Source organism: Xanthomonas sp. CFBP 8152 (assembly GCF_014199025.1).
Classification (GTDB): Bacteria; Pseudomonadota; Gammaproteobacteria; order Xanthomonadales; family Xanthomonadaceae; genus Xanthomonas; species Xanthomonas arboricola_B.
This window is the reverse complement of record NZ_JACHNO010000003.1, coordinates 212999-238260: the sequence shown is the minus strand read 5'-3', so window position 1 is coordinate 238260 and position 25262 is coordinate 212999. Positions and strand designations below refer to the sequence as shown.

The 25262-nt window shown below is 66.2% G+C and carries 24 protein-coding genes, 1 pseudogene and 1 riboswitch; of the genes and pseudogenes, 12 read left to right on the top strand and 13 right to left on the bottom strand.

Translation table 11 applies throughout. From position 1 onward, the window contains the following. Window positions 1-6: 6 nt before the first annotated feature. Window positions 7-169, bottom strand: a riboswitch (yybP-ykoY riboswitch). Together FHT09_RS12780 and FHT09_RS12775 are read right to left on the bottom strand one after the other, a co-directional pair. Next, entirely contained in the window at window positions 155-553 is a 399-nt protein-coding gene (locus FHT09_RS12780) for a hypothetical protein (RefSeq protein WP_104607231.1), read from the bottom strand. It overlaps the preceding riboswitch by 15 nt. A gap of 218 nt (window positions 554-771) precedes the next feature. Next, entirely contained in the window at window positions 772-1521 is a 750-nt protein-coding gene (locus tag FHT09_RS12775) for a helix-turn-helix domain-containing protein (protein ID WP_104537598.1), read from the bottom strand. 180 nt (window positions 1522-1701) lie between these two features. On the opposite strand from FHT09_RS12775, the gene fucP reads away from it, so the two are divergent. Continuing rightward, entirely contained in the window at window positions 1702-3006 is a 1305-nt protein-coding gene (gene fucP, locus FHT09_RS12770) for an L-fucose:H+ symporter permease (protein WP_104607230.1), read from the top strand. Next, entirely contained in the window at window positions 3003-3371 is a 369-nt protein-coding gene (locus FHT09_RS12765) for an L-fucose mutarotase (RefSeq protein ID WP_104607229.1), read from the top strand. The genes fucP and FHT09_RS12765 overlap by 4 nt, the downstream gene beginning before the upstream one ends. Window positions 3372-3837: 466 nt before the next feature. Here FHT09_RS12765 and FHT09_RS12760 read toward each other — a convergent pair whose 3' ends face one another. The 5 genes from FHT09_RS12760 to FHT09_RS12740 all read right to left on the bottom strand — a co-directional run bounded on the left by FHT09_RS12760 (window position 3838) and on the right by FHT09_RS12740 (window position 9350). Then, window positions 3838-5157 (bottom strand): L-fuconate dehydratase, encoded by a 1320-nt coding sequence (locus tag FHT09_RS12760; RefSeq protein WP_104607228.1) that lies wholly within the window; start codon window positions 5155-5157, stop codon window positions 3838-3840. Between the two features lie 493 nt (window positions 5158-5650). After that, complete coding sequence (locus FHT09_RS12755; RefSeq protein ID WP_104607227.1) at window positions 5651-6508, bottom strand: fumarylacetoacetate hydrolase family protein; 858 nt, start codon at window positions 6506-6508, stop codon at window positions 5651-5653. Between the two features lie 162 nt (window positions 6509-6670). Next, on the bottom strand, window positions 6671-7441 hold the full coding sequence (locus tag FHT09_RS12750; protein ID WP_181141445.1) for an SDR family oxidoreductase: 771 nt from the start codon (window positions 7439-7441) through the stop codon (window positions 6671-6673). Beyond that, window positions 7438-8310, bottom strand: a complete 873-nt coding sequence (locus tag FHT09_RS12745; protein ID WP_181141444.1) for an amidohydrolase family protein — start codon at window positions 8308-8310, stop codon at window positions 7438-7440. Before FHT09_RS12745 ends, FHT09_RS12750 begins: the two co-directional genes overlap by 4 nt. Then, complete coding sequence (locus FHT09_RS12740; protein WP_104607236.1) at window positions 8307-9350, bottom strand: aldo/keto reductase; 1044 nt, start codon at window positions 9348-9350, stop codon at window positions 8307-8309. The genes FHT09_RS12745 and FHT09_RS12740 overlap by 4 nt, the downstream gene beginning before the upstream one ends. A gap of 138 nt (window positions 9351-9488) precedes the next feature. On the opposite strand from FHT09_RS12740, the pseudogene FHT09_RS20310 reads away from it, so the two are divergent. Continuing rightward, window positions 9489-9957 (top strand): annotated as a pseudogene (locus tag FHT09_RS20310) (xylan 1,4-beta-xylosidase); the annotation flags it as partial. 115 nt (window positions 9958-10072) lie between these two features. On the opposite strand, the gene FHT09_RS12735 reads toward FHT09_RS20310, so the two are convergent. The 3 genes from FHT09_RS12735 to FHT09_RS12725 all read right to left on the bottom strand — a co-directional run bounded on the left by FHT09_RS12735 (window position 10073) and on the right by FHT09_RS12725 (window position 12164). Continuing rightward, window positions 10073-10276: a hypothetical protein gene (locus FHT09_RS12735; protein WP_016901788.1), complete on the bottom strand. Its 204-nt coding sequence runs from the start codon at window positions 10274-10276 to the stop codon at window positions 10073-10075. A 3-nt stretch (window positions 10277-10279) separates the two neighbouring features. Then, window positions 10280-10843, bottom strand: coding sequence for a TlpA disulfide reductase family protein (locus FHT09_RS12730; protein WP_181141446.1), 564 nt, complete (start codon window positions 10841-10843; stop codon window positions 10280-10282). Between the two features lie 400 nt (window positions 10844-11243). Beyond that, window positions 11244-12164 (bottom strand): DUF4424 family protein, encoded by a 921-nt coding sequence (locus FHT09_RS12725; protein WP_104607224.1) that lies wholly within the window; start codon window positions 12162-12164, stop codon window positions 11244-11246. A gap of 144 nt (window positions 12165-12308) precedes the next feature. Between FHT09_RS12725 and FHT09_RS12720 the strand changes: the two genes are divergently transcribed. Then, window positions 12309-12806 carry a hypothetical protein gene (locus FHT09_RS12720; RefSeq protein ID WP_104607223.1) on the top strand — a complete coding sequence of 166 codons (498 nt, stop codon included), beginning with the start codon at window positions 12309-12311 and terminating at the stop codon, window positions 12804-12806. Window positions 12807-12887: 81 nt separating this feature from the next. Here the strand turns inward: FHT09_RS12720 and FHT09_RS12715 are convergent, their stop codons facing one another. Both FHT09_RS12715 and acs read right to left on the bottom strand, forming a co-directional pair. Then, window positions 12888-13556 carry a response regulator transcription factor gene (locus tag FHT09_RS12715; protein WP_016901792.1) on the bottom strand — a complete coding sequence of 223 codons (669 nt, stop codon included), beginning with the start codon at window positions 13554-13556 and terminating at the stop codon, window positions 12888-12890. Between the two features lie 263 nt (window positions 13557-13819). Further along, on the bottom strand, window positions 13820-15763 hold the full coding sequence (gene acs, locus FHT09_RS12710) for an acetate--CoA ligase (protein WP_104607222.1): 1944 nt from the start codon (window positions 15761-15763) through the stop codon (window positions 13820-13822). Between the two features lie 294 nt (window positions 15764-16057). On the opposite strand from acs, the gene FHT09_RS12705 reads away from it, so the two are divergent. The 5 genes from FHT09_RS12705 (at window position 16058) to FHT09_RS12685 (ending at window position 21068) form a co-directional block, all read left to right on the top strand. After that, a complete protein-coding gene (locus FHT09_RS12705) occupies window positions 16058-17440 on the top strand; it encodes a DcaP family trimeric outer membrane transporter (protein WP_181141443.1) in 1383 nt (460 codons plus the stop codon). 84 nt (window positions 17441-17524) lie between these two features. Beyond that, window positions 17525-17842, top strand: a complete 318-nt coding sequence (locus FHT09_RS12700; protein ID WP_104537609.1) for a DUF485 domain-containing protein — start codon at window positions 17525-17527, stop codon at window positions 17840-17842. Then, window positions 17839-19566: a cation acetate symporter gene (locus tag FHT09_RS12695; protein WP_104537610.1), complete on the top strand. Its 1728-nt coding sequence runs from the start codon at window positions 17839-17841 to the stop codon at window positions 19564-19566. Before FHT09_RS12700 ends, FHT09_RS12695 begins: the two co-directional genes overlap by 4 nt. 288 nt (window positions 19567-19854) lie before the next feature. Further along, on the top strand, window positions 19855-20634 hold the full coding sequence (xth, locus tag FHT09_RS12690) for an exodeoxyribonuclease III (protein ID WP_104607221.1): 780 nt from the start codon (window positions 19855-19857) through the stop codon (window positions 20632-20634). Further along, window positions 20631-21068: a GFA family protein gene (locus tag FHT09_RS12685; RefSeq protein ID WP_104537612.1), complete on the top strand. Its 438-nt coding sequence runs from the start codon at window positions 20631-20633 to the stop codon at window positions 21066-21068. Before xth ends, FHT09_RS12685 begins: the two co-directional genes overlap by 4 nt. A gap of 55 nt (window positions 21069-21123) precedes the next feature. Here the strand turns inward: FHT09_RS12685 and FHT09_RS12680 are convergent, their stop codons facing one another. Further along, window positions 21124-21375: a GlsB/YeaQ/YmgE family stress response membrane protein gene (locus tag FHT09_RS12680; RefSeq protein ID WP_016901812.1), complete on the bottom strand. Its 252-nt coding sequence runs from the start codon at window positions 21373-21375 to the stop codon at window positions 21124-21126. Between the two features lie 126 nt (window positions 21376-21501). On the opposite strand from FHT09_RS12680, the gene FHT09_RS12675 reads away from it, so the two are divergent. The 3 genes from FHT09_RS12675 (at window position 21502) to FHT09_RS12665 (ending at window position 25046) form a co-directional block, all read left to right on the top strand. Continuing rightward, on the top strand, window positions 21502-22098 hold the full coding sequence (locus tag FHT09_RS12675) for a 4'-phosphopantetheinyl transferase superfamily protein (RefSeq protein WP_104607220.1): 597 nt from the start codon (window positions 21502-21504) through the stop codon (window positions 22096-22098). A 318-nt stretch (window positions 22099-22416) separates the two neighbouring features. Beyond that, window positions 22417-23058, top strand: a complete 642-nt coding sequence (rsmG, locus tag FHT09_RS12670) for a 16S rRNA (guanine(527)-N(7))-methyltransferase RsmG (RefSeq protein ID WP_104607219.1) — start codon at window positions 22417-22419, stop codon at window positions 23056-23058. Between the two features lie 167 nt (window positions 23059-23225). Then, entirely contained in the window at window positions 23226-25046 is a 1821-nt protein-coding gene (locus tag FHT09_RS12665) for a DUF885 family protein (protein WP_104607218.1), read from the top strand. Window positions 25047-25262: the final 216 nt, after the last annotated feature.

The window sequence follows — 25262 nt, the reverse complement described above, 5'->3', positions numbered from 1 at the left end:
TCTCGGGTTGGGCACGGTCACAACGACATGCGCCCGCGCCAACCGTCGTCGTGCACGCATGCCGTTGGTCTCGCCAAACCGGAACTGGTTGCCTGCACCACGGCGCAACGGCCGAGTATGTTGATGCAGGCGCTTCCGACGATGCGAAAGCAGGCTACTCCCCAAGGGGCGCGCAGTGTACCAACGCATGGCCGCTTCCGGTGCGTCTGCGCTGCACGCGAAGGTCGGCCTGATCTTTATAGCCATGGCTATTGCGACCAGGGGTGAGGCGGTTTTTTGCCTTGTTTTCAGGCGTGAAAGCCAGGAAGGCATGTCCACGCAACGGCGCGATGCGGCGCCCGATAGCCTTGGCTATAGCGACGAACGGTCTGCATGCCGGTGAAGCAGGCAGCGGAAAATGCGGGGAAAGCCGCTGATGTGGGGTGTGCTGCAAGCAGCGCGAGAGGGGAACGTCATGTCTGGATGCGCGTGCATGCGCCAGCGCCTGCTTCGTGCTGTCTTTCAGGACGTCGTGCCGGAGTGCAGCGATCGGCAACCATGCCGCGATCTCCATGGCGTCTCGATTTGCACGGCTTGCGATGCTGCAGGGGTACTGGCGAAGCGGTTGGGATGGAGTGCGATGGCCAGGCTGCCATCGCAGCACTGCGGAAACAGCGCGTAGCGCCCCACGCACGGGGTCGGCCGCGCTGCGGGAGGAACGCAGAAGTCAGCCTTTGGACGCGCGCGACAGCAGACACCGGCACCAACGCAGATTCCCGGCGCGTGCCGCGGCTACATCAACGCGGCGGAGATCTCCGCCGTCGCCGCACACAGGGCCTGCAAGGCCGCGTGCGGGCCGACCAGCTCCGGGCGACGTGCGATGAACGGCACGGTGAGCGTATAGCTCGCACTGCCGCGTTGCAGGATCGGTGCGGTCAGGTCGACCACGCCCACCACCGCTTCGCTGGGCTGCATGGCGTAGCCATCGTTGCGCGCCTGCGCCGCGGCCGCCAGGAACTGCGCACGCTCGAACGGCACCTCGCCGGCGTCGAGCATGTCCAGCCAGCGCGCCTGCACCTCCGGCTGCTGGAACGCGAACAGCACCAGCCCGGAGCTGGAATGGGTCAGCGGCCGGCGATGGCCCGGGCGCACCACCAGGCCCAGGTCGCTGGGCACGTCCATCTGCGCGATCACCACGATCTGGTCGCCGGACGGCGCCACCAGGTGGCAGGGCTGATAGATCGCATCGGCCAGCCGCCGCATCACCGGCAATGCCGCTTCGCTGATGCTTTGCACCTGCGGCTGCTGCATGCCGAGCATGAACAGCCGATTGGTCAGCACGTAGTCGCCCTCGCCGTCGCGGGTGAGATAGCCGCGCTCCTCCAGCACCTGCAGCATGCGGAAGATCTCCCCGCGCGAGCGCCCGATGCCCTGCGAGATCGCGCCCATGCTCATCGGCTGCGCCTGGCGGGCAAGCAGCTCGAGAATGTCCAGACCCTTGTCAAGGGCAGGGGCGCGGTACTTGGCGGGTTCGGTGCTCATCCGTTTGCGGCTCCAGGCAAGGCTGCGGCGCGCCAGCGTACAGGCATCGCGGGCAGGGGTGAGATATGGCGCTTGCGTGCAAATATAAACAAAGATTTTATATTTGCATGGCGCTGGCGTGCGCAGTACGCTCGCCGCACAGCAACGCAAGCGCCACAGCCTTGGGAGGGGATCGGTCGCATGCATCACAGTGACATTGCCGCGTCACCGCGCGGCAACCTGGCGCGTACCGCCATGGTTCCCCTGTTGTTGATCGTCAGCCTGTTCTTTTTGTGGGGCATGGCCAACAACCTCAACGACATCCTGATCAAGCAGTTCAAGAAGGCCTTCGAGCTGACAGACCTGCAGGCAGGTCTTGTCCAGAGCGCGTTCTATCTGGGCTACTTCGTGTTCGCGATGCCGGCGGCGATGTTCATGCGCCGCTACAGCTACAAGGCGGCGGTGGTGCTGGGCCTGCTGCTGTATGCCTGCGGCGCGTTCCTGTTCTATCCGGCCGCGCAGGTGCACACCTACTGGCTGTTCCTGCTGGCCTTGTTCGTCATCGCCAGCGGCCTGGCGTTCCTGGAAACCACCGCCAACCCGCTGGTGACCGTACTCGGCCCGGCAGAAGGCGCGGCGCGGCGGTTGAACCTGGCCCAGGCATTCAACCCGTTGGGCTCGATCACCGGCGTGCTGGTGGGCCAGCACTTCATTTTCTCCGGGGTGGAGCACAGCCCGGCCGAGCTGGCGGCGATGACGCCGGCCGCGCGCACTGCGTTCTTCGCCACCGAATCGGCGGCAGTGCAGACGCCGTACCTGGTGATCGGCGTGGTGGTGGTGCTGTGGGCGATCCTGATCGCGCTGGTGCGCTTTCCCACCGGTGATGCCGGCGTGGGCGAGGCCGCGCCCAGGCGCGCACGCTTCGGCGAGTTGCTGCGCAACCGGCTGTTCGTGTTTTCGGTGGTGGCGCAGTTTTTCTACGTGGGCGCGCAGGTCGGCATCTGGAGCTATCTGATCCGTTACCTGCAGGACGCGGTGCCGGGCACGCCGGAAAAAAGCGCGGCCACCTATCTGACCATTTCGCTGGTGCTGTTCATGGCCGGCCGTTTCATCGGCACCGCGCTGTTGCGCTACCTGGCGCCGGCCAGGTTGCTGGCGAGTTTTGCCACGATCAATCTGGCGCTGTGCGCCGTTGCCATCGCGTTGCCGGGTTGGACCGGGTTGTACGCGCTGGTGGCTGCAAGCGTGTTCATGTCGGTGATGTTCCCGACCATCTTTGCGCTGGGCCTGGATGGCATGCACGACGATGCGCGCAAGCTGGGCTCGTCGTTGCTGGTGATGTCCATCATCGGTGGCGCGCTGCTCACGGCGGTGATGGGCGCGGTGTCGGACATGGCCGGTATCCACTGGGCGATGGTGGTGCCGGGCGGCTGCTTTGCGGTGATCCTGCTGTTCGCGTTGCGTGCGCGCCGCGCTGCGCCGGTAGTTGCAGGAGCGGGCGCATGAGCACGTGGCGTCTGTGCTACGTGCTGGATCTGCACGACGACCCGCAGTTGATCGCCGAGTACGAGCGTTGGCATCGGCCCAGCGAGGTCTGGCCGGAAGTGGTGGCCTCGTTGCAGCAGGCCGGCATCGAGGAGCTGGAGATCTTTCGCAGCGGCGACCGCCTGGTGATGCTGATGCAGGTCGGCGACGACTACGATCCGGCGGCCAAGGCGGCGCGGGATGCGAGCGATCCGCGCATCCAGGCGTGGGAAGACTTGATGTGGCGGTTTCAAAAGCCGTTGCCTGGCAGTGCGCCGGGAGAAAAGTGGCGCGAGGCCGGGCGGATTTTTGCCTTGAGTGCAGCGGTTGAAGCGGCGCAGGGTTAGGGTGCTGCCCTGAGTTTTGCGGATGTGGTGGCTCCGCAGTGAGGCGTTGGTCTTGAGTATCTTTGCTGCTGCGCTGGCGCCGAGCGTCGAGACCGGGCGTTTCTTGCAGGCACATCGTGAGTGGCGCTGCGTTGTGCTGCGTAGCGAAGGCGTGACAGTTGCATCGCATATGTCCCAACCAGAAGCTGCCTCGGTCGCGATCAGGCATCGGGAAAGCCCGTCGCGGCTTGAGCCACTCCTACAGATTCTGCGATCAGGTGATGCAGCGCGTTGGGTCACGCCTTCGCCGCGGCCAGGTCTTTGATCCATAGGCGGCCGTCAGGGTGGCGGAATTGTGCGATCTGGAGCCGTCGTATGCGTGCTCCATGCAAAAGCGGCCTCAGTCGCGATCAGGCAATCGGGAAAGCCCGTCGCGGCTGGAGCCGCCCCTACAGATTCTGCGATCCAGGTGATGCGGTGCGTTGGATTACGCCTTCGCTGCAGCCAGGTCGTCGACCCAGAAGCGGCCGTCGGGGTAGCTGAATTCCGCGATGGAGGCCGGGTGCATCTCGGCGGAGAAGCCGGCGGCTTGCGGGGCCAGGTAGCGGCCTTGCCGGATGCGCACCGGGTCGAGGAAGTGCTGGTGCAGGTGGTCGACGAATTCGATCGCGCGGTCTTCCATCTTGCCGGTGATGGCGACGAAGTCGGCCATGGCCAGGTGTTGCACCAGCTCGCACAGGCCGACGCCGCCGGCATGCGGAAACACGCGGATGTTGAACTTGGCGGCCAGCAGCAGGATGGCGAGGTTTTCGTTGACGCCGCCCACGCGCGCGGCGTCGATCTGGATCAGGTCCACCGCGCCGGCCTGCAGCAGCTGCTTGAACACCACGCGGTTCTGGGTGTGTTCGCCGGTGGAGACCGGCACCGGGGTGATGCCCTGGCGGATCGCGGCGTGGCCGAGAACGTCGTCCGGGCTGGTCGGTTCCTCGATCCAGGCGATGTCGAATTCGGCCAGCTGGCGCATCCAGTCGATCGCCGGGCTCACGTCCCAGCGCTGGTTGGCATCCACCGCCATCGCGATATCCGGGCCGATCGCCTCACGCGCCAGGCGGCAGCGGCGGATGTCGTCCTGCACGTTGGCACCGACCTTGAGCTTGATGGTGCGGAAGCCGTCGGCGACGGCTTCTTTGGCCAGCCGCACCAGCTTTTCGTCGGAGTAGCCGAGCCAGCCGGGCGAGGTGGTGTAGGCGGGATAGCCCTGTTCGATCAGCGTGGCGATGCGTTGCGCACGCTGCGGTTGCGCAGCGCGCAGGATTGCCAGCGCTTCGTCGCGGGTGAGCGCGTCGGTGAGGTAGCGGAAGTCGATGGTGGCGACCAGCTGTTCCGGGCTGAGCTCGGCGATGTAGCGCCACAGCGGCTTTTTCGCCGCGCGCGCGGCCAGGTCCCAGGCGGCGTTGATCACCGCGCCGATCGCCATGTGCATCACGCCCTTTTCCGGGCCCAGCCAGCGCAGCTGCGAGTCGTTGGTGAGCCGGCGCGCGAACGCGCCCAGATCTTCAATGACTTCCTCGACCGACAGGCCGACCACGTGCTCGGCCAGTGCGGCCACCGCGGCGGTCTGCACATCGTTGCCGCGGCCGATGGTGAACACCAGGCCGTAGCCGGCCAGGTCATCCGGCGCATCGGTGCGCAGCACGACGTAGGCGGCCGAGTAATCCGGGTCCGGATTCATCGCATCCGACCCATCCAGCTCGCGCGAGGTGGGGAAGCGGACGTCGTGGGTGTCGAGGGCGATGATGGTACTCATGGAAGTCCTGGGCGATGGAAGGTGGGAGTAAAACGCACGAAATAAAACTGAAACGGGGAATGGAAACGGAGACGGGCGCCAGAGCCCTTCTCCCTCGGGGAGAGGGGTCGGGGTGAGGGTACGGACGCGAAGCGCCGACTATGTTGAAGCGCTGCGGGTACTCATGCGTTTGCAACGCAGATCAACGAACAACACAGATCAACGCATCACTGCACAACCAACTGCGTGTAGACACCAACGCGCGACAGCGCCTGGAAGTTCAACGCTCTCGCACGTCGCTTAAAAAATTTGCGCATGACACATCAACACACATGCCGACATGTCACGCCTAACGGCAAACGCACATCGCGACGAACTGTTTGGATATGTCGCTACGTACCCTCACCCCAACCCCCGCTACGCGCCGCGGCCCACGCTTGTGGCGCGGGCGCACCAACGCACGCGCGCCAGTGGCGCGCAAGCCGTGCCTTAGTGCCCCGGTGGGAGAGGGGCTTTAGGCAGCATCACGCGGATGCGCCACCACCGGCTGGCGCTGGCGGCCCAGGCCTTCGATCTCCAGCTCCATCACGTCGCCCGGCTTCAGGTACACCGGCGGCTTCTGGCCCAGGCCCACGCCCGGCGGGGTGCCGGTGCTGATCACATCGCCCGGCATCAGCGTCATGTAGCGGCTGATGTGGCTGACCAGCTCGGCCACGCCGAATACCATCGTGCGGGTGCTGCCGTTCTGGTAGCGGTGGCCGTTGACTTCCAGCCACATCGACAGGTTCTGCGGGTCGGCGATTTCATCGCGGGTGACCAACCACGGGCCGATCGGGCCGAAGGTGTCGGCGCTCTTGCCCTTGACCCACTGGCCGCCATGTTCGAGCTGGAATTCGCGCTCGGACAGATCGTTGATGACCGCGTAGCCGGCGACGTGGTTCAGCGCGTCGTCCACCGAGACATCGCGTGCCACATCGCCGATCACCACGCCCAGCTCCACTTCCCAGTCGCTCTTGACCGAGCCGCGCGGGATGATCACGGTGTCGTTGGGGCCGGTCACCGCGGTGGTGGCCTTCATGAACAGGATCGGCATCTTGGGCACGTCCATGCCCGATTCGGCAGCGTGGTCGGCGTAGTTCAAACCCACGCAGATGAACTTGCCGATCTGCCCCACGGCCGCGCCATAGCGCAGTTCGCCGTCGAGCAGCGGCAGCGTGGACACATCCAGCGCACGCAGTGTGTCCAGGCCGGCATTGGTGATGTGCGCGCCGGCCACATCGTCGATCACGCCGCTCAAATCGCGGATGCGGCCTTCGCCATCGATCAGGCCGGGACGTTCCTGGCCGGGGGCGCCAACGCGTACGAGTTTCATGCAGTCTTCCTTTGCAGGTGAGGAATGGAGCGGCCAGCAACGCTGGCGCGCGTGCATCAGGTGGATAAGGGCGGCGTGCTCAGATCGAGGCGGACGAGCGATAGAGATCGCATGTGCCGCTGGCCACGTTGCAATGAGCCGCAGCGCGGTTCGTTGCCGTTCTCAGTTTGACCAGCCGCCATCGATGATGTGGGTCTGGCCGGTGGTGAACGACGATTCGTCCGAGGCCAGATACACCACCAGCTGCGCGATCTCGCGCGCCTCGCCCAGGCGGCCCATCGGCTGGCGGTCGGTGAAGCTCTTCCACACCGCCTGTTCGTCGCCGCCCAGTGCCTTGACGCGCTGGCCCAGCGACGGCGTCTTGATGGTGCCGGGGCAGATTGCGTTGCAACGCACGCCCTGGGCCACGTAATCGGCGGCGATGGCCTTGCTCAGGCCGATCACGGCGGCCTTGCTGACGCCGTAGACGAAGCGGTTTGGCACGCCCTTGATGCTGGAGGCCACCGAGGACATGTTGATGATGCTGCCGCGGCCGCGTTCGAGCATGCCCGGCAGCACCGCCTTGCAGGTGTAGTACATCGCATCGACGTTGATCGAGAACGAGCGGCGCCAGGCCGGCTCGTCGCAATCCAGAATGCTGCCCTGGTGCACGAAACCGGCGCAGTTGAACAACACGTCGAACGGGCCGTGCGCCGCGACCAGCGCCGCAACCGCCGCCGCGTCGGTGACATCCAGCAGCTGGGTGGTAATGGCCTGAGATTCGGCCGCCAGCGCCTGCAGGGCAGCGGCGTCGATATCGGTGGCAATCACCTGCGCACCGGCGCGTTCGCAGGCCAGCGCGCTTTCGCGGCCGATGCCGGCGCCGGCGGCGGTAATCAGGCAGCGCTTGCCATGCAGGCGGTCGTTGGGAGTTGCGGGGATCGAGACAGTCATACCGAAGAGGTTCCGTGGGTGGGGGCCGCCGGCCGTGGCAGACGATAGAACGTGCGTGCGTTGTCGCCGAACACCGCTTCGGCATGGCCGTCGGCGTAGGTGGCGACCAGGTGCTGTGCGATGTCGAGCCACTGCGCGTAATCGGCACGCTGGGTCAGCACCGGCCAGTCGCTGCCCCACAGCACACGCTGCGGGCCGAAGCGTGCGAACAGATGCGCGACATACGGTGCCAGCGCCTCCACGCCGGCGCCGCGCGCCGCTTCGGTGAGCAGGCCGGAGAGCTTGCAATGCACGTTGGGATGCTGCGCCAGCGCGGCCATGCCGGCGGCCCATGCGACGAATTCGCCTGCGGCGATCTGCGGCTTGCCGCCGTGATCGACGACCACGCGCAGCTGCGGATGACGCTTCAGGCGCGCCTGCAGTGCCGGCACATGCACGCTGCGGATCAGGGCGTCGAAGGCCAGGTCGTGCGCGAGCAGCGCGTCGAAGGCGGCATCCAGTTCGGGTTGGGCCAGCCATTGCACATCGGCGATGTCCTGCACCATCGGGCGCAGGCCCTTGAGCACGCCGTCGCCGGCTTGCACCAGCGCGTCGATGCGCGCGGCCGCGTCCGGCGCGGCGAAATCGACCCAACCCACCACGCCGGCAACGCGCGTATCGGCGCGCGCCAGCTCGAACAGGTAACGGGTTTCGGCCTCGGTCGCGGCGGCCTGCACCACCACCACGCGGTCGACATCGGCAGCGTCCAGCGCCTGGCCGATATCGGCCGGGCCGAAGTCGCGATACAGCGGCGCCAGCTCGGGCGTCAGCCAGTGGTAATCGCCACGGGCCAGCTGCCAGAAATGCAGGTGTGCGTCGATGCGGCTCATGGCGTGGGCAGGTCCGCATCGAGCAGGCCGTCATCGCGCAGGCGCTGCCACAGTGCCGGTGCGATCGCCGCCTGCAGGCGCATGGCGGCCGATTGCACCTCGGCCACCGTCCGCATGCCGGCCACCACCGTGGTCACCGCCGGGTGTGCCAGCGGAAACTGCAACGCCGCCGCGCCGATATCCACCTCGAACGCTGCGCAGGCTGCGTACAGGCGCTGCGCATGCTGCAGGGTAGCGACGTCGACCGGGGCATAGTTGTAGGTAGCGCCGGGGCCGCGCGCGTCGCTGAGCAGGCCGGAGCTGTAGGGCCCGGCCGACAGGATCGCCACGTTGCGCTGCTGCGCCTGCTCGAGCAGGGCGCGGGCGCCGTGCTGTTCCAGCAGCGTGTAGCGGCCGGCCAGCATCACGCAGTCGAGCGGAAAGCGTGGCAGCACCTCCAGTGCCACGTCCTGCTCGTTGACGCCCAGCCCGATCGCCCCGCAGACACCGGCCGCCTTCAGCTCCGCCATCGCCGGCAAGGCCTCCTCCAAGGCCTGGCGCAGCACGTTGGCGTGGTTGTCGCCGTGGGTCAGCGCACCGATGTCGTGCAACAGCAGCACGTCGATGTAGTCGGTGCCCAGGCGCTCCAGGCTGGAGGCGAACGCGCGCCGCACGCCATCGGCGCTGTAGTCGAACTCGGCGCGGCGGCCCGCCACCGCAAAGCCGTCGCGCCCGGCCGCGGCCTGCGCATCGTCGTAGATGCAGCGGCCGACCTTGGTCGACAGCGTGTACGCGCCGCGCGGCACGCCGGCCAGGCCACGGCCCAGGCGGGTCTCGCTCAGCCCGTAGCCGTAGTACGGCGCGGTATCGAAATGGCGGATGCCGGCCTCGCACGCAGCCGCCACGGCGGCCAGGGCCTGACCTTCGTCGACCTCGGCATACAGATTGCCGATCGGCGCGGCGCCAAAACCCAATGCCGAGAGCTGCACGTCGGTGCCGCCCAGCCGCTGCCGCGCAGTGGTCACGCCGCACGCTCCGCGCGCCTGGCGGTCGCGAGGCAGGTGCTTACGCAATCGTTGAAGCAGTCACTGGGCATCGCAACGTCCACCAGCCGGCCGGTGCCGACTGTTCGCATATGAATATCGCAATCATAAGTGAACAGATCACGCTGCAGTGCAGCATCGCAGCGGGTGGCGGTTCAGCACGCGTGGGTGCAACGCACGAACCAGTTGCTCACGCCGGCCTGTTCCGGCAGCTCGCCGGCGACCTGAGGCGTACCCGATCGCGCCTACGTCACCGAGGTCTCGCTGAAGCTCACCGGCAATGCCGATGGCGGCCTGTGCTGTTCTACGACCACAAGGCCTTCGTGTGCATCGGCGTTACACCCGGCACCATCAGGACCTGCGCGTACCCGGAAGAACTGCGAGGGGCACGCGCGCGCAACACGCACCGACGCATCCGCCTGCGTCTGAGCAACGATGCGCATGTGGTGACCTTCGACTGTTCGCTTGACGAGGGCCGTAGGGGATCCACCACCCCACGCGCATGGAAATGTCCGGCCTTCACCACAACGTGTTCGGCGCCTTCCTGAGCCTGCAGCTCGACATCCACGCCGCGCAGCAGGGCGCAGCGGTGTTGCGCGATTTCAGATGTCGCGCGTTGCGCTGAGCGCGGTCCTGCCGCACGCAACGCTTCCGGCAAACGGCGGGGCCCGGGGGGACCCCGCCGTCAGACCTAGAGCGGCCGAAAAAACCTAACTGCGCAGTAGGTGTGATGGCCGCTGTCAGCCGCAGCAGTAGCAGACGTTGCCCTGTCCCAGGTCGCCGCCGAACTCCGGACATTCGGCTTTGCAGGCCCACGCACTACACGACTCGGTTTTCGGCTGTGCGTTATCGACCGCCATCACCTGGAACGCACCGAAACCGGTACTGGCCAGGAACGTGGCCGCCATCAACGCAGTCCGCAAGGTACCCCAACGCTTCTTCATGGATTACTCCTTCACCGTTGCCAAAGCCGCTGGCGCATCCGTGCGGCGCAAGGCGGCGACCAGGTCCTGCACCTGCTCCGTGGTATCGAAGACGCCAAGACGGGAATGGCGCACGCGCCCCTGCCCGTCGATGGCCATCAGCAGTGGCACGTTGCGCGCGCGAAACAGCATCAACGCGCGACGGTCGGTCAACGTGACCACCGGAAAATCGAAGCCATGCACATGCGCATAGCGCGCAGCCTGCGCCGCGTCGCACTGGCACACGCCGAGCAGCTGCGGGCGGCCGGGCAGATTGGCCTGTAACTGCTGCGCTGCATGCAGCACGGTGGGTGCCGAGCGCTGGCAATACGGGCAGGTGGTGGTGAAGAAGAACAGCACCTGCGCCTGTCCCTGCGGCACGCCGAGCAGATGACGCTGGCCTTCGGTATCGGTGACTTCGATGCGCGGCACGTACATGCCGTCATACGGCGCGCTGATGCGGGCCTGCAACAATTGCTGCTGCGCGCGCAGCTGCTTGTTCTGCCATGCCAGCACGGCGATCAATGCACAGGCAATCAGCAGCCCGATCCAGAGCCAGGGAAAACGTCGCGCCATGCCAGCTCCAGTAGCGTCACCAAGTCCGAGCCTTGCCCAGGCATGAGCTAATGGTCAATGGTGATATCGACAACTGGGATGCCGCGCGGTGCACGGCTGTGGAGGCGGTCACGCCGCTGCGCTTGGGCCTGCCAGTCCCGCAGCAGTTGGCGGGGAATCGATTGCGCAACTGCGACGCGGCGTGCCGATCAGCGGCATACGCCGGGTCACGGGAGGGGCGCGTCCATGCGCGAAACGATAGACGCGTGGCCTGCCGCCGCCGAGCGAACGCAAGCAACGCCGGCGTCGCTCGATGCTGACATGCAGCGTGGCCCCGACGCGCCTGCAGCAGCAGGCAGATACGCGTTCGGCTAGCGGGTGCTGGCCACGCTGGTCACTCGACGCCGCGTACGAACAGCAGCTCCAGATCGCGCATCGGCACGAAGTCGGCCTGCCTGAACTGGAAGGTCAGCGGGTCGATCTTTTTCAGCGCACCGTCGAAGCACAGGCTGAGAATGTCGCTTGCGGCCTGCTTGCGGATGGTCAGCTGGAAGTCCTTGATCGGGCCGTTCCAGTTCCTGCCGGTGGTCAGCACATAGCGCAAGTTGGCCCAGCCCAGGCCGTGCGCACGCTCGCGCCGCCGCATGCTGGCCTTGGTGGCCGGTTCGACGCAGGTGCTCTTTGCATACGACTCCAGCAGGAACGCGCTGCTCTGCGGCACGCCGGTGGACAGGCTGGGCGCGTAGGCATGCCGGATCTGCACGCTGCCGCGTGCGGGAAAGACCTGTTGCCAGACGAAGTACTCGCTGAGCGTGAAGCGTGGTTGCTGGTCCTTGTCGATCCAGCGCGCCGGCAACGGCTTGCGCCCTCTCGGCACGTCGCCCGACTCGGTGAACGCCGCGATATCGTCGGTGCTCCAACCGGTTGCGGCCAACGCCTTGGAGATGTCGCTGCCATCGTCCAGCAGCACCACCAGCTTGCGCGTGGTGGTCACCGGCTTGCCGTCCACCCACAGTTTGAAATCGGTCAGCTCGCTGTGATCGGCCATGCCGAAATACATCGGCGGCATCGGGAAGGCGATCGGCACGCTCAACGCGCGCGCGCTGTGGTTGGTGAACACGTAGTCCACCTGCACCCGCTCCTCGCTGAGCAGCAGCGCTTCCTTGTCCATGCTGATATCGGGCTGATGCAACAGCCGGATCGTGCCGTTGTCGTCGCCGAAGCTGCTGTCGTTGGCCTGCGCACTGCCGCAGCCGAGCGCGGCCAGCGCAAGGATCAGCCCAAGCGGACTGCGCGGAAAAGAAAATGGCTGCATGGATCCCCTGGAGACCGGCACGCACCGACGCGCCGCAGGCGCACAGCATGCCACGCAGCTGCCAATACCGCAGCGCGGGCATGCACGACATCAACCGCTCATGGCGTAGAGTCGCACGCCCCGCGCCTCCAATCCCACGCTCCGATGCCGTCCTACGTTTTCCTGCTGGCGGTCGCCGCCTGCCTGGTGCTGCCGCTGCAAGACGGCCTCGCTGCTGCGCCCGAGCGCAGCGAGCCTGCCGGCGTTGTCCCAAGCTGCACGGCCGATGCATACAGCAGTTGTCCGTCCTGGATGCCGTCGCAGCGGGAGATGCGCACGGTGCTTGCCGATTACTTCTGCGATGCCGCCGATCGCGGGCTGGTCCGGCCACGCGTGAGTCGCGTGGTGCGCGCCGAGACCTCCCAGATCACCTGCGCTGCCCTGGGTCCGGAACCGGATTCCAACATCGTCTGTGGAGGCGATATGTATTTCATTGGCCCCGACGGCCGTACCGATTTCGTCACCTTCAGCCCGACCATGCATCGTCAGGACGATGGGCGCTATGCGATCTACGAAGGCGAGGACGACAACGAAGACGCGGTGTGGCACGTGCCATCCCCACAAAGCGCGTCCAAGGTCTGCACGGGCCAGCCGTTGCGCTGATTGCCGTCTGCGCAGGTGACCTCACGCGACGCGTCGCTGCGGCGATCGGTCTGCGCACTGCAGACCAGCGGACGAATCCGCTCAGTCTTCTTCGGGCGGCGGCAGCACGATGCCGTCGGCATCAATGGCGAGCTTGCCGGCCATCAGCACCGCCTGGGTGCGGTTGGTGACGCCCAGCTTGCGCAGGATCGCGGTGACGTGCGCCTTGATCGTGGCCTCGGACACGCCCAGATCGTAGGCGATCTGCTTGTTGAGGCGCCCGGCGCCGAGCATCTGCAGCACGCGGAATTGTTGCGGAGTGAGATCGCGCAGGCGCTGGCCCACTTCGCGTTCTTCGCTGTCGGTCGGCGGCAGGTTCTGCGCTTCGGCCGGGATCCAGCGCTCGCCATCGAGCACCGTGGCCAGGGCCCGGCCGATGGTGTCCGAATCGGCGGATTTGGGGATGAACCCGAACGCGCCATGGTCGATCGCACGCCGCATCACGGTCGGTTCTTCGCGCGCCGACACCACCACCACCGGCAGCTGCGGGTGCAGCGAGCGCATGTGCACCAGCGCGCTGAATCCCTGCGCGCCCGGCATATTGAGATCCATCAACAACAGATCGGCGTCCGGTTGCGCATCGGCCAGGGTGTACAGCGCATCCACCGTGTCGGCCTCGAACAACTGCACCCCCGGCATCACACGCTGCACTGCCCCGCGCAAGGCCTCACGGAACAGGGGATGGTCATCGGCGATCAGCAGGGTGGTCATTGAGGGGCCGGGAATCGGGAATTGGGAGTGGGGAATCGAGAATCGGGAATCGCAAAGGCAACAGCGAAGGCAGCAAGGCAAGCAACAGCAAGACGGCGAGGTAACGGCGACGTCAGTGTGACGGGGTTGAAAATCAAGATCTGCAGTGGAGAGGAGTGGGCCGGGGACCGCTTTTATGAGTCCCAATCCGAACATTTACTCACCGCTCCTCAGGGAACGGCTCTAACCATTCCCCACTCCCGATTCCCCATTCCCGACGCGCGTCAGCGCGCCAACCGTTCGCTCACCAACGAATCCACCACCGACGGGTCGGCCAGGGTCGAGGTGTCGCCGAGTTGGTCGGGTGCGTTTTCGGCGATCTTGCGCAGGATGCGGCGCATGATCTTGCCCGAGCGGGTCTTGGGCAGGCCCGGTGCCCATTGCAAATGATCCGGCGAGGCGATCGGACCGATTTCCTTGCGCACCCAGGTCACCAGTTCCTTGTGCAGTTCCTCGCTCGGGGTTTCGCCGGCGATCAGGGTGACATAGGCATAGATGCCCTGGCCCTTGACGTCGTGCGGGAAGCCGACCACGGCCGCCTCGGCGACCTTCGGGTGCGAGACCAGCGCGCTTTCCACCTCGGCGGTGCCGATGCGGTGGCCGGAGACGTTGATCACATCGTCCACGCGGCCGGTGATCCAGTAATAGCCATCGGCATCGCGGCGGCAGCCGTCGCCGGTGAAGTAGCTGCCCGGATAGGTGCGGAAGTAGGTGTCGATGAAGCGCTGATGGTCGCCATAGACCGAGCGCATCTGGCCCGGCCACGAATCCAGCAGCACCAGGTTGCCTTCGGTGGCGCCTTCCAGGATCTTGCCTTCGGCATCCACCAGCGCCGGCTGCACGCCGAAGAACGGCAGGGTGGCCGAACCCGGCTTGAGATCGACCGCGCCGGCCAGCGGCGAGATCAGGATGCCGCCGGTTTCGGTCTGCCACCAGGTGTCCACGATCGGGCAGCGACTGTCGCCGACCACCTCGTAGTACCAGCGCCAGGCTTCCGGATTGATCGGCTCGCCGACACTGCCGAGCAGGCGCAGGCTCTTGCGCGAGGTCTTCTTGACCGGCTCCTCGCCGTCGCGCATCAGTGCGCGGATCGCGGTAGGCGCGGTGTAGAAGATGCTGACCTTGTGCTTGTCGATCACTTCCCAGAAACGCGACACGGTCGGGTAATTGGGCACGCCTTCGAACATCACTGCGGTGGCGCCGTTGGCGAGCGGGCCGTAGACGATGTAGCTGTGGCCGGTGACCCAGCCTACATCGGCGGTGCACCAGTAGATGTCGTCCTCGCGCAGGTCGAACACCACTTCGTGTGTGTAGCTGGCAAACAGCAGATAGCCGGCGGTGGTGTGCAGCACGCCCTTGGGCTTGCCGGTGGAACCGGAGGTGTAGAGGATGAACAACGGATCTTCCGCGTTCATGCGCTCGGGTTCGCACTCGGCCGGCTGGCCGTCGACCACATCGTGGAACCAGCGATCACGCGGTGCCTGCATCTCGACCGCACCACCGGTGTGACGCACAACGAGAACCGTTTCCACGGTGTTGGTGCCGGGCAGTTTCAGCGCCGCATCGACATTGGCCTTGAGCGGAATCTTCTTGCCGCCGCGCAGGCCTTCGTCGGCGGTGATGATCAGCTTGCTCTGGCAATCGATCACACGGTCGGCGATCGAATTGGCGGCAAACCCGCCGAACACCACCGAGTGCACCGCACCGATGCGCGCGCAGGCGAGCATGGCCACGGCGGCATCGACGATCATCGGCAGATAGATGGTGACCCGGTCGCCCTTCTTGACGCCGAGATTGCGTAGCGCATTGCCGAGCTTGCAAACGCGCTCGTACAGCTCGCGATAGGTGACCGGGTAGGACTGCGCGTCCGGGCTGTCGGGTTCGAACAACAGCGCGGTCTTGTCGCCGCGCGTGGCCAGCTGACGGTCCAGACAATTGACGCTGGCATTGAGCTCGCCATCGCCGAACCAGCGGATATGGAAATCGTCCAGCGCATAGCTGACGTCCTTCACCTGGGTGGGTTGCTTGAACCATTCCAGCCGCTGTGCGGCCTTGCCCCAGAATTGCTCGGGGTGTTCGATCGATTCGCGGTACAGCGTTGCGTACTGCTCGCGCGTAACGCGCGCATCGGCGGCGAACGCGGAATCGACGGGATAAACATCAGCCATGGCACCCTCACTTGCGATGAGCTTGTCGGAAGAGGGCGCGACAGCCGCCCTCGGTAGACAATCAGTGTGCCGTATCCATTCTGTCCCGGTGTTCAACCGGGCGTTAGACCTTGGTCTTAACCGTCACCGCCGATGCTCCGCAATCCGTTGCCGGTCCTGATGCGACGATCTGTCACCTTGTGGAATGCTGCGTTGCAGCTACGACCAAAGGCGAATAGGCTCCAAAGCGCCCACTGCCTCACGCTCCGCACAGCATCGCCATCAAGTGCGAGGCCATATCGGGGAGAGGGGTCCATGACACACCGTACTGCACCGTTGGTGCGCCATCCGTTGGCGGCTGCCTTGTTTGTGGCCAGTCTCCTGCCGGGCGTGGCGTTCGCGCAGACCGCCAAGGAAAAGGCGCTGGAAACGCGCATTGCCGAGCTCGAGCGTCAGGTGCAGCTGCTGGTGTCCGCGCAGCAACAGCAGCAAGGCCAGATCGCCCAGACGCAGACCCAGGTGACCGAGGTGCGTGCCGTGCAGGCGCAGGCACCTGCCGCGCCTGCGGTGCCGGCAGGCAAGCGGCCGATCCAGATAACCAGCATCACACCGAACGCGGCGGCGGGGACGACGTTCCGTTACGGTGGTTTCATCAAGGCCGATTTCCTGACCACCCGCACCTCCGACGGCGCATTGCCCGAGGGCGCGGTGGGCCGGTACCTGTACATCCCGACCCAGACGCCGGTCGGTGGCCAGGCCTCGAGCACCGACACCGACTTCCACGCCAAGTTCTCGCGCTTCAACCTGGGCGTGGACACGGTCACCGAAAACGGCGACAAGCTCACCGGCTTCATCGAACTGGATTTCTTCGGCAACGCGCTGGCCAGCCAGGTCAACAATCTGTACGGCGGCACCTTGCGACACGCCTACATGAGCTGGAACAACTGGCTGGCCGGCCAGACCTGGTCCAACTTCATCGATGCGACCATCCTGCCCGAGGCGGCCGATATCGTCGGGCCGACCGACGGCGCGCTGTTCAGCCGTCAGGCCCAGATCCGCTATACCCGCGGCGCCTTCAGCGTGTCGGCGGAAAACCCCGAGACGCTGACCACGCCCTACCAGGGCGGCAACACCATCCTGGCCTCCGACCATGGCGCGATGCCGGACCTGACCGCGCGCTACAACTGGAAGGGCACCTGGGGCACGTTCGGCCTGTCGGCGATCGCGCGGCAGTACCGCACGCGTAGCGCGCTGACCAACGACACCGACTTCGGCGGCGCGATTGCCGGCGGCGGCCGCTGGATCATCAATTCCAACAACGATCTGCGTTACCAGCTCAGCTACGGCGAGGGCCTGGGGCGCTACCTGGGCCTGGGCAACGGCTCGGATGTGGAGATCGACATGGAAGGCAACATCCAGACCGTCAGCACGATCGCCGGCTGGGTGGCCTGGCGCCACGACTACAACGCCAAGCTGCGCAGCACGATCATGTATTCGCGCGTGAACTACGACCACGACATCGCCAATACCGGCGCGCTTGCGAGCAAATCCCAGCAGAGCATCCGCGCCAACGTGTTCTATTCGCCGTTGCCCAAGGTCGATGTGGGTGCGGAACTGATGTACGGCCGTCGCGAAGCCGAAAATGGCGACAGCGGCGACATCTCGCGCATGCAATTCACCACCAAGTACAGCTTCTAGTTTTTGCCACTGGCGGCTCGTTCCACTGCGGTGGGACGGGCGAGGCCACCGTCGTTTTACCCGCGCTCTACCAGGAGACAGACAATGACCGTCTCGAATGACGCATTGATCGCCAAGATCGATGCCAATCCGAAGTACCACGCACTCAAGCGCCAGCGCAATACGCTGGGCTGGACCCTCACCGTGCTGATGTTGCTGGCCTATTACGGCTACATCGGCCTGATCGCCTTCGACAAGGCCTTCCTGGCCAGACCGATCGGCAACGGCGTGACCTCAATCGGCATTCCGATCGCGATCGGGGTGATGGTCTTCACCATCGCCATCACCGCCATCTACGTGCGTCGCGCCAACAACACCTACGACCAGCTGACCGCGCAGATCCTCGAGGACGCCCGCAAATGAGCAAGTATTCGCGCCTTCTCCTGATTCTGGCCGGCCTGATGCCGGCCGGCATCGCGCTGGCAGCCGGTGGCGACCTCGGCCAGGTCGACAAGCAGCCCACCAACTGGGTGGCGATCGGCATGTTCGCCTTCTTCGTGTTGGGCACCTTGTGGATCACCAAGTGGGCGGCCAGCAAGACCCGCTCGGCGTCGGACTTCTACACCGCCGGCGGCGGCATCACCGGTTTCCAGAACGGCCTGGCGATCGCCGGCGATTACATGTCCGCCGCCTCGTTTCTGGGCATCACCGCAGCGGTGATGGCCAATGGCTACGACGGCCTGATCTATGCGATCGGCTTTCTGGTCGGCTGGCCGATCCTGACCTTCCTGATGGCCGAGCGGCTGCGCAACCTCGGCAAGTACACCTTCGCCGACGTGGCTGGCTACCGCTTCGCGCCGACCGCGATCCGCAGCTTTGCCGCATCGGGCACGCTGGTGGTGGTGCTGTTCTATCTGATCGCGCAGATGGTCGGTGCCGGCGCCTTGATCAAGCTGTTGTTCGGCCTGGACTACTGGGTGGCGGTGACCCTGGTCGGCGTGCTGATGATGGTCTATGTGCTGTTTGGCGGCATGACCGCCACGACATGGGTGCAGATCATCAAGGCGGTGCTGCTGCTGACCGGCGTGACCTTCATGGCGGTGGCGATCATGTGGCACTTCAACTTCAGCTTCGAGGCGCTGTTTGCCGAGGGCGTGCGGGTGAAGACCGCGATCGCGGCCAATGGCGGTGCATCGCCCGAGGACGCAGCCAAGGCTGGGCTGTCGATCATGGGCCCGGGCGGTTTCGTGAAAGACCCGATCTCGGCGATCTCGTTCGGCATGGCGCTGATGTTCGGCACCGCCGGCCTGCCGCATATCCTGATGCGCTTTTTCACCGTTCCCAATGCCAAGCAGGCGCGCAAGTCGGTGCTGTGGGCCACCACCTGGATCGGCTATTTCTACATCCTGATCTTCATCATCGGCTTCGGTGCGATCGCACTGGTGCTGACCAACCCGCAGTTTGCCGATGTCGCCACCGGCACCATCCATGGCGGCAAGGGCGCGGCCAACATGGCGGCGGTGCTGGTCGGCAATGCAGTCGGCGGCAACGTGTTCATGGGCTTCATCTCGGCGGTGGCCTTCGCCACCATCCTGGCGGTGGTCGCAGGCCTGACCCTGTCCGGCGCCTCGGCGGTGTCGCACGACCTGTACGCCACGGTGATCAAGAAGGGCAATCCGGCGCCGGGTTCGGAGCTGAAGGTCTCGCGTGCCACCACCCTGGTGCTGGGCGTGATCGCGGTGCTGCTGGGCATCGTGTTCGAGAAGCAGAACGTGGCCTTCATGGTGTCGCTGGCATTCGCCATCGCGGCCTCGGCCAATTTCCCGGTGCTGATCCTGTCCCTGCTGTGGAAGAACTGCACCACCCGTGGTGCGGTGGTCGGCGGCTTCCTGGGTCTGATCTCCTCGCTGGTGCTGACGGTGCTGTCGCCGTCGGTGTGGGTGGACACGCTGGGCAATGCAGCCGGCTCGGCGCCATTCCCGTACACCTCGCCGGCGCTGTTCTCGATGACGATCGGTTTTGTCGGCATCTGGCTGTTCTCGATCCTGGATCGCAGCCCGCAGGCCGCCAACGAACGTGCCGCATTCAAGGCGCAGCAGATCCGTGCCGAAACCGGCCTGGGTGCCACCGGTGCATCCGGCCACTGAGGACCAGCGGTCAAGTGATACGCAAACGCCGGCCTCGTGCCGGCGTTTTGCATGTTGGCCGTCACGATCGGGGCGCGCCGTGGCCGACCGCGACGTCATGCCGTGTGAAGAGCGTTTGTGCGCCAACGTCGACCCACGCGATCTACGCAGCGGTAGCGCGATCAGGACTGGGTGGTCAGACCGCGGCCATGATGGAACGCCCCGGGCGTCATGGCCGGGTGGGCGTGCCGGACTGACTGGCGGGGCCACGGTACCATTGGCGGTTTGAACCACGGTCCGCGCCACGCCATGAAGATTGCCTCCTGGAACGTCAACTCGCTCAATGTGCGCCTGCCGCACCTGCAACAGTGGCTGGGCACATTCGCGCCCGACGTGGTCGGTATCCAGGAAACCAAGCTGGAGGATCACAAGTTTCCGGATGCGGCGCTGGCCGCTGCCGGCTATCGCAGCGTGTTCTGCGGGCAGAAGACCTACAACGGCGTGGCGATCCTGTCGCGCTCGCCGGCGCTGGACGTGCAGATGGGCATCCCCGGTTTCGACGACGTGCAGCAGCGCGTGATCGCCGCCACCGTCGACGGCGTGCGCATCGTCAACCTGTATGTGGTCAACGGCCAGGACGTGGGCACCGACAAGTACGCCTACAAGCTGCGCTGGCTGGCCGCGGTGCACGACTGGCTGGCGCAGGAACTGCACAAGTACCCGCAGCTGGTGCTGCTGGGCGACTTCAACATCGCCCCGGATGCGCGCGATGTGCACGATCCGGCGGTGTGGAACGAGCACCACATCCTCACCTCCACCGCCGAGCGCGCCGCATTGGAACAACTGCTGGCGCTGGGCCTGTATGATGCGTTCCGGCTGCATCACGACGCCGCCGAGCAGTTCAGCTGGTGGGATTACCGCCAGGCCGGATTCCGTCGCAATCTGGGCCTACGCATCGATCTCACCCTGGTCTCGGAAGCCTTGCGCGCACGCGCGGTGGAGTCGGGCATCGATCGCGAACCGCGCACCTGGGAGCGTCCCAGCGACCATGCGCCGGCCTGGGTACGCCTGGCCGAGGCGGGCGCATGAGCGAGCGGCACCTGCGGCGTAGCACGCACAAGATCGGTGATGTCACCCTGGGGCCGGTGCATCGGCTGAGTTGCCACTGCGGCGCGGTGCAGATCGATCTGGATCTGCCGCACGGCCTGCTCGATCCACGCCGTTGCGACTGCTCGATGTGCCGCCGCCGCGGCGCCATCGTCGCCTCGGTGACGCTGGATGGCCTGCACGTGCTGCAGGGCGAAGACGTGCTGCGGCTGTATCAGTTCAACACGCACGCGGCGGCGCATTACTTCTGCGGCGTGTGCGGTATCTACACGCATCATCGGCGGCGTTCCAATCCCAACCAGTACGGCTACAACGTCGGTTGCCTGGAAGGCGTCAATCCCTACGCGTTGAATATCGCCGTGCCGGTGGAAGACGGGGTGCACCATCCATCCGATCGTGCTCCGGCCGATGGCTGAAACGACAACGCCCGGGCGAGCCCGGGCGTTGGATGGTCCAGCGTTGTACGCAACGTTAGCGCACGCGTCCACGCGTAAACAGATTGACGATCGCCAGCAGGATCACCGCGCCCACCAACGACCACACGAAGGTCCACAACGTGATGGCCTGATTGATCCCGCCACCGAACAGGAACCCGGCGATCAGCGCGCCGACGATGCCCACCACAATATTCAGGATGATGCCTTGCTGCGCATCGCGACGCATGATGATGCTGGCCAGCCACCCCACGATGCCGCCGACGATCAACCAGATGATGATGCCCATGGTGCCTAACTCCTCATGCGATTGCACCGGAAGTAGTGCATGGGCGCCATTCAACGCAGATGGGCGTGAAGTGACTGTCGAGCGCGGTCGCACGCGCATGCGGCTGTTGTGCTTGGTGCACGGAGCGTGACAGCGCACGCAAGCTGGCGGATCGGTCCGGTGCAACTGTGGCTGCGTCCGCACCGGCCTGGCGAGCGCGGCGAACCGCAGGCGCGTGAACTGTTGGGCCAGGCCCTGGCCCTGGAACCGGCCCGGGTGCCGCTGCTGCGTGACGAGCGCGGGCGGCCTTCGCTGCAACCGGCCTTGCCCGACCGGGACACTGGCTGGAGCCACAGCGGCGGCTATCTGCTGGTCGGCCTGGGGCAGGGCGTGCGGCTGGGCGTGGACCTGGAACGCATCCGCGCGCGCGCGCGTTTGCTGGAGATCGCGCAGCGATTTTTCCATGCAGAGGAAATCGCGCTGCTGGCCGGCCTGGAGCCGGACGCGCAGCAGGCACTGTTTTTCCGCCTGTGGTGTGCCAAGGAAGCGCTGCTCAAGGCGTACGGGCATGGCCTGTCGTTTGGCCTGCATCGGCTCGCCTACGCAGTGGCGCCCGACGGCGCATTGCGGTTGCAGTGGTGCGACCCGGCGCTTGGCCAAGCCGCGCGATGGCAGTTGCACGAATGGTGGGCCGCACCGGACTGCCGCGCGGCACTGGCGTTCTATCCGTTGCCGACCGAATAGGCGCGGCAATCGATTCACCGCCTGTCTGCAGCGCAGGTGCGCGCTGCGTCCTGGACCGGAATGCGGGATATGCCGGCCGTGGGTTCCTGCCGCGGCCGGCCCGACCGGCGTCTCAGGCACGTTCCCGCCGCGCCGCCGCGTGCGGCAAAATCGGCTGACGGAACAGCGCCACCCCATCAGGATCGCGCAGCGTCACCGAGACAAGGTGCGCCACAGCAGCGGATGATCCTGCCCACGCACCCATGTGGTCCACGCCACCATCGCCAGCATGCGCGGCATGCATGCACCTGCACGCCAGCCAGCTGCGATAATCGCGCCATGAACGATGCCGCACTTCCCCCCGATGTAGCCGCTGCGCTGGCCGACGGCCTGCAGGCCCAGTCCCTGGATGCGGCCTTTGCCGCGCCGTTGTTGCGCTATCTGACGCTGCTGGTGCGTTGGAACAAGACCTACAACCTCACCGCCGTGCGCGACCCGCGCGAGATGGTCACCCGCCATCTGCTCGATTCGCTGGCCATGCAGCCCTACATCGCCAGCGGCACGCTGGCCGATCTGGGCACCGGCCCCGGCCTGCCCGGCATCCCGCTGGCGATCACCCGCCCGCAGCTGCAGGTGACCCTGGTGGAAAGCAACGGCAAGAAGGCCCGCTTCATGCGCGAGGCGCTGCGCCAGCTGGCGCTGGGCAACGCACGCGTGGCCGAGTCGCGCGCCGAGGCGCTGGACGAGCCGGCCGCCTACGACCATCTCACCGCGCGGGCGCTGGATACGCTGGCCGGCATCATTGAGGTCGGCGGCCACCTGCTGCGCCCGGGCGGCAGCCTGCTGGCGATGAAGGGCATCTACCCGCACGACGAGATCGCCGCACTGCCCGCCGGCTGGACGGTGGGCGAGGTGCATCCGCTGCAGGTGCCCGGCCTGGACGGCGAGCGGCATCTGGTGGTGGTGCGCAAAGCAGGCTGAAACGGCCGGCCTGTCCGGTCGCGTGCATTCACTCTGCAACCCGCAATCCCCAACCCGCAATCCCCAATCCCCAATCCCCAATCCCCACGCTGGGACTTCCGGCCCATGGCAGCTGCCGCCCGGGCTGCCATGATCGAACGTTCGATCCGAACGCAGGCCGCCCGCACGTGACATCTCCTCTTGCCGCCGCACTCTCGCTCGCCCTGCTGGGCGCAAGCCTTGCCGCCACCTCGGCGCAGGCCGCCGCACCGGCACCAGTAGCGCCTGCCACGCTGACCGCCGAGCGCCCCGCCGATGCGCGCTTCCGCGCCATCTACGAAAAAGAATGGAGCTGGCGCCAGGCCGAGACCGGCCAGGCCGACGAAGACAGCGACACCACCGGCGACAATACCCATCTGCCCGATGTCGGCCCGGCCGCGCAGCAGGCGCGCCTGGCGGTATGGGACGGCGTGCTCAAGCAGCTCGACGGCATCGACCCGACACAGCTCTCGCCCGCCAACCAGGTCAACTACGCCATCTACCGCCCGCAGGTGGAAAACCTTGCCGCCGAGGTGCGCCTGCGCCTGTACGAGATGCCGTTCAATTCGGACAGCTCGTTCTGGTCCAATCTCGGCTTCATGGCGCAGCGGCCGATGAAGACCGCTGCCGAATACCGCGCCTACATCGCGCGCCTCAACGATGTGCCGCGCTACTTCGACCAGCAGACCGCCAACATGCGCGCCGGCCTGGCACGCGGGTTCAGCGTGCCGCGCGCGGTGCTGGATGGCCGCGACGTTTCCATCGCCACCGTGGCCGATGTCAAAGATCCCACCGCGTCCAGCTTCTACGCGCCGTTCAAGCAGCTGCCGGCGCAGATGTCCGCCTCCGAACAGGCGCAGTTGCGCGCACAGGCCAAGGCCGCGCTCAGCAATGCAGTGCTGCCGGCCTACAGCAAGCTGCTGAGCTTTTTCCGCGACGAGTACATGCCCAAGGCGCGCACCACGCTGGCGGCCGAAGCGCTGCCCGAGGGCAAGGCGTTCTATCGCCAGCAGATCCGCGAATACACCACGCTGGACCTGACCCCGGAGCAGATCCACACGATCGGCCTGGACGAGGTGGCGCGCATCCAGGCGCAGATGGACGCGATCATCCAGCAGGTCGGTTTCAAGGGCAGCTTCGCGCAGTTCCTGAGCTTCCTGCGCACCGACCCGCAGTTCTACGCCAAGACCCCGCAGGAACTGCTCGATCGCGCCGCGTGGATCTCCAAGCGGGTGGACGGGCAGGTCGGCAGGTTCATCGGCACGCTGCCGCGTGGGCGCTTCACCATCAAGCCGGTGCCGGACGATATCGCCCCGTTCTGGACCGCCGGCCGCGGCGGTGCCACCACCTACTGGGTCAATACCTACAACCTGCCGTCGCGGCCGTTGTACAACCTGCCGGCGCTGACCCTGCACGAGTCCTCGCCGGGGCATTCGCTGCAGGGCTCGCTGGCGCTGGAGCAGGGCGACCAGCCGGCGTTCCGCCGCGAAAACTATATCTCCGCCTATGGCGAAGGCTGGGCGCTGTACACCGAGAAGCTCGGCCAGGAGATGGGCATCTACGAGACCCCGTACGAGGAATTCGGCCGGCTCACCTACGAAATGTGGCGCGCCTGCCGGCTGGTGATCGACACCGGCGTGCACCACGACGGCTGGAGCCGCGAGCAGGCGCTGGCTTACCTGCGCGAGCGCACCGCGCTGAGCGAGCACGAGGTCACCACCGAGGTGGACCGCTACATCTCCTGGCCCGGCCAGGCGCTGAGCTACAAGCTGGGCGAGATCAGCATCGTCAAGCTGCGTGCCGAGGCCGAACAGGAGCTGGGCGACCGCTTCGACATCAAGGCCTTCCACGACGCGGTGCTGAAGCAGGGCTCGGTGACCTTGCCGGTGCTGGAGCAGCAGGTGCGCGCGTTTATCGCCGCGAGCAAGGCGCGCCCGGCAACGTCCAAGCCCAGCGCCGCCGCGCCCTGACTCAGGCCAACGGTCCGCTCCACGTAGGAACGGACCCGGCCGCGACGCCGTGCCGACCCTGGCGCCGTCATGGCCTCGATCCCAGTTCCAGGTAATCGTCGGCAGCTTCTCGCCCTCCCGGGCGCTGTCTGCGAACAACCAGCTGTAGGCGGAGTGCCATCGAGCTGACCAGGACGGCGTCGCGGCCAGGTCCGCTCCTACGACGCTGCGTGCCAG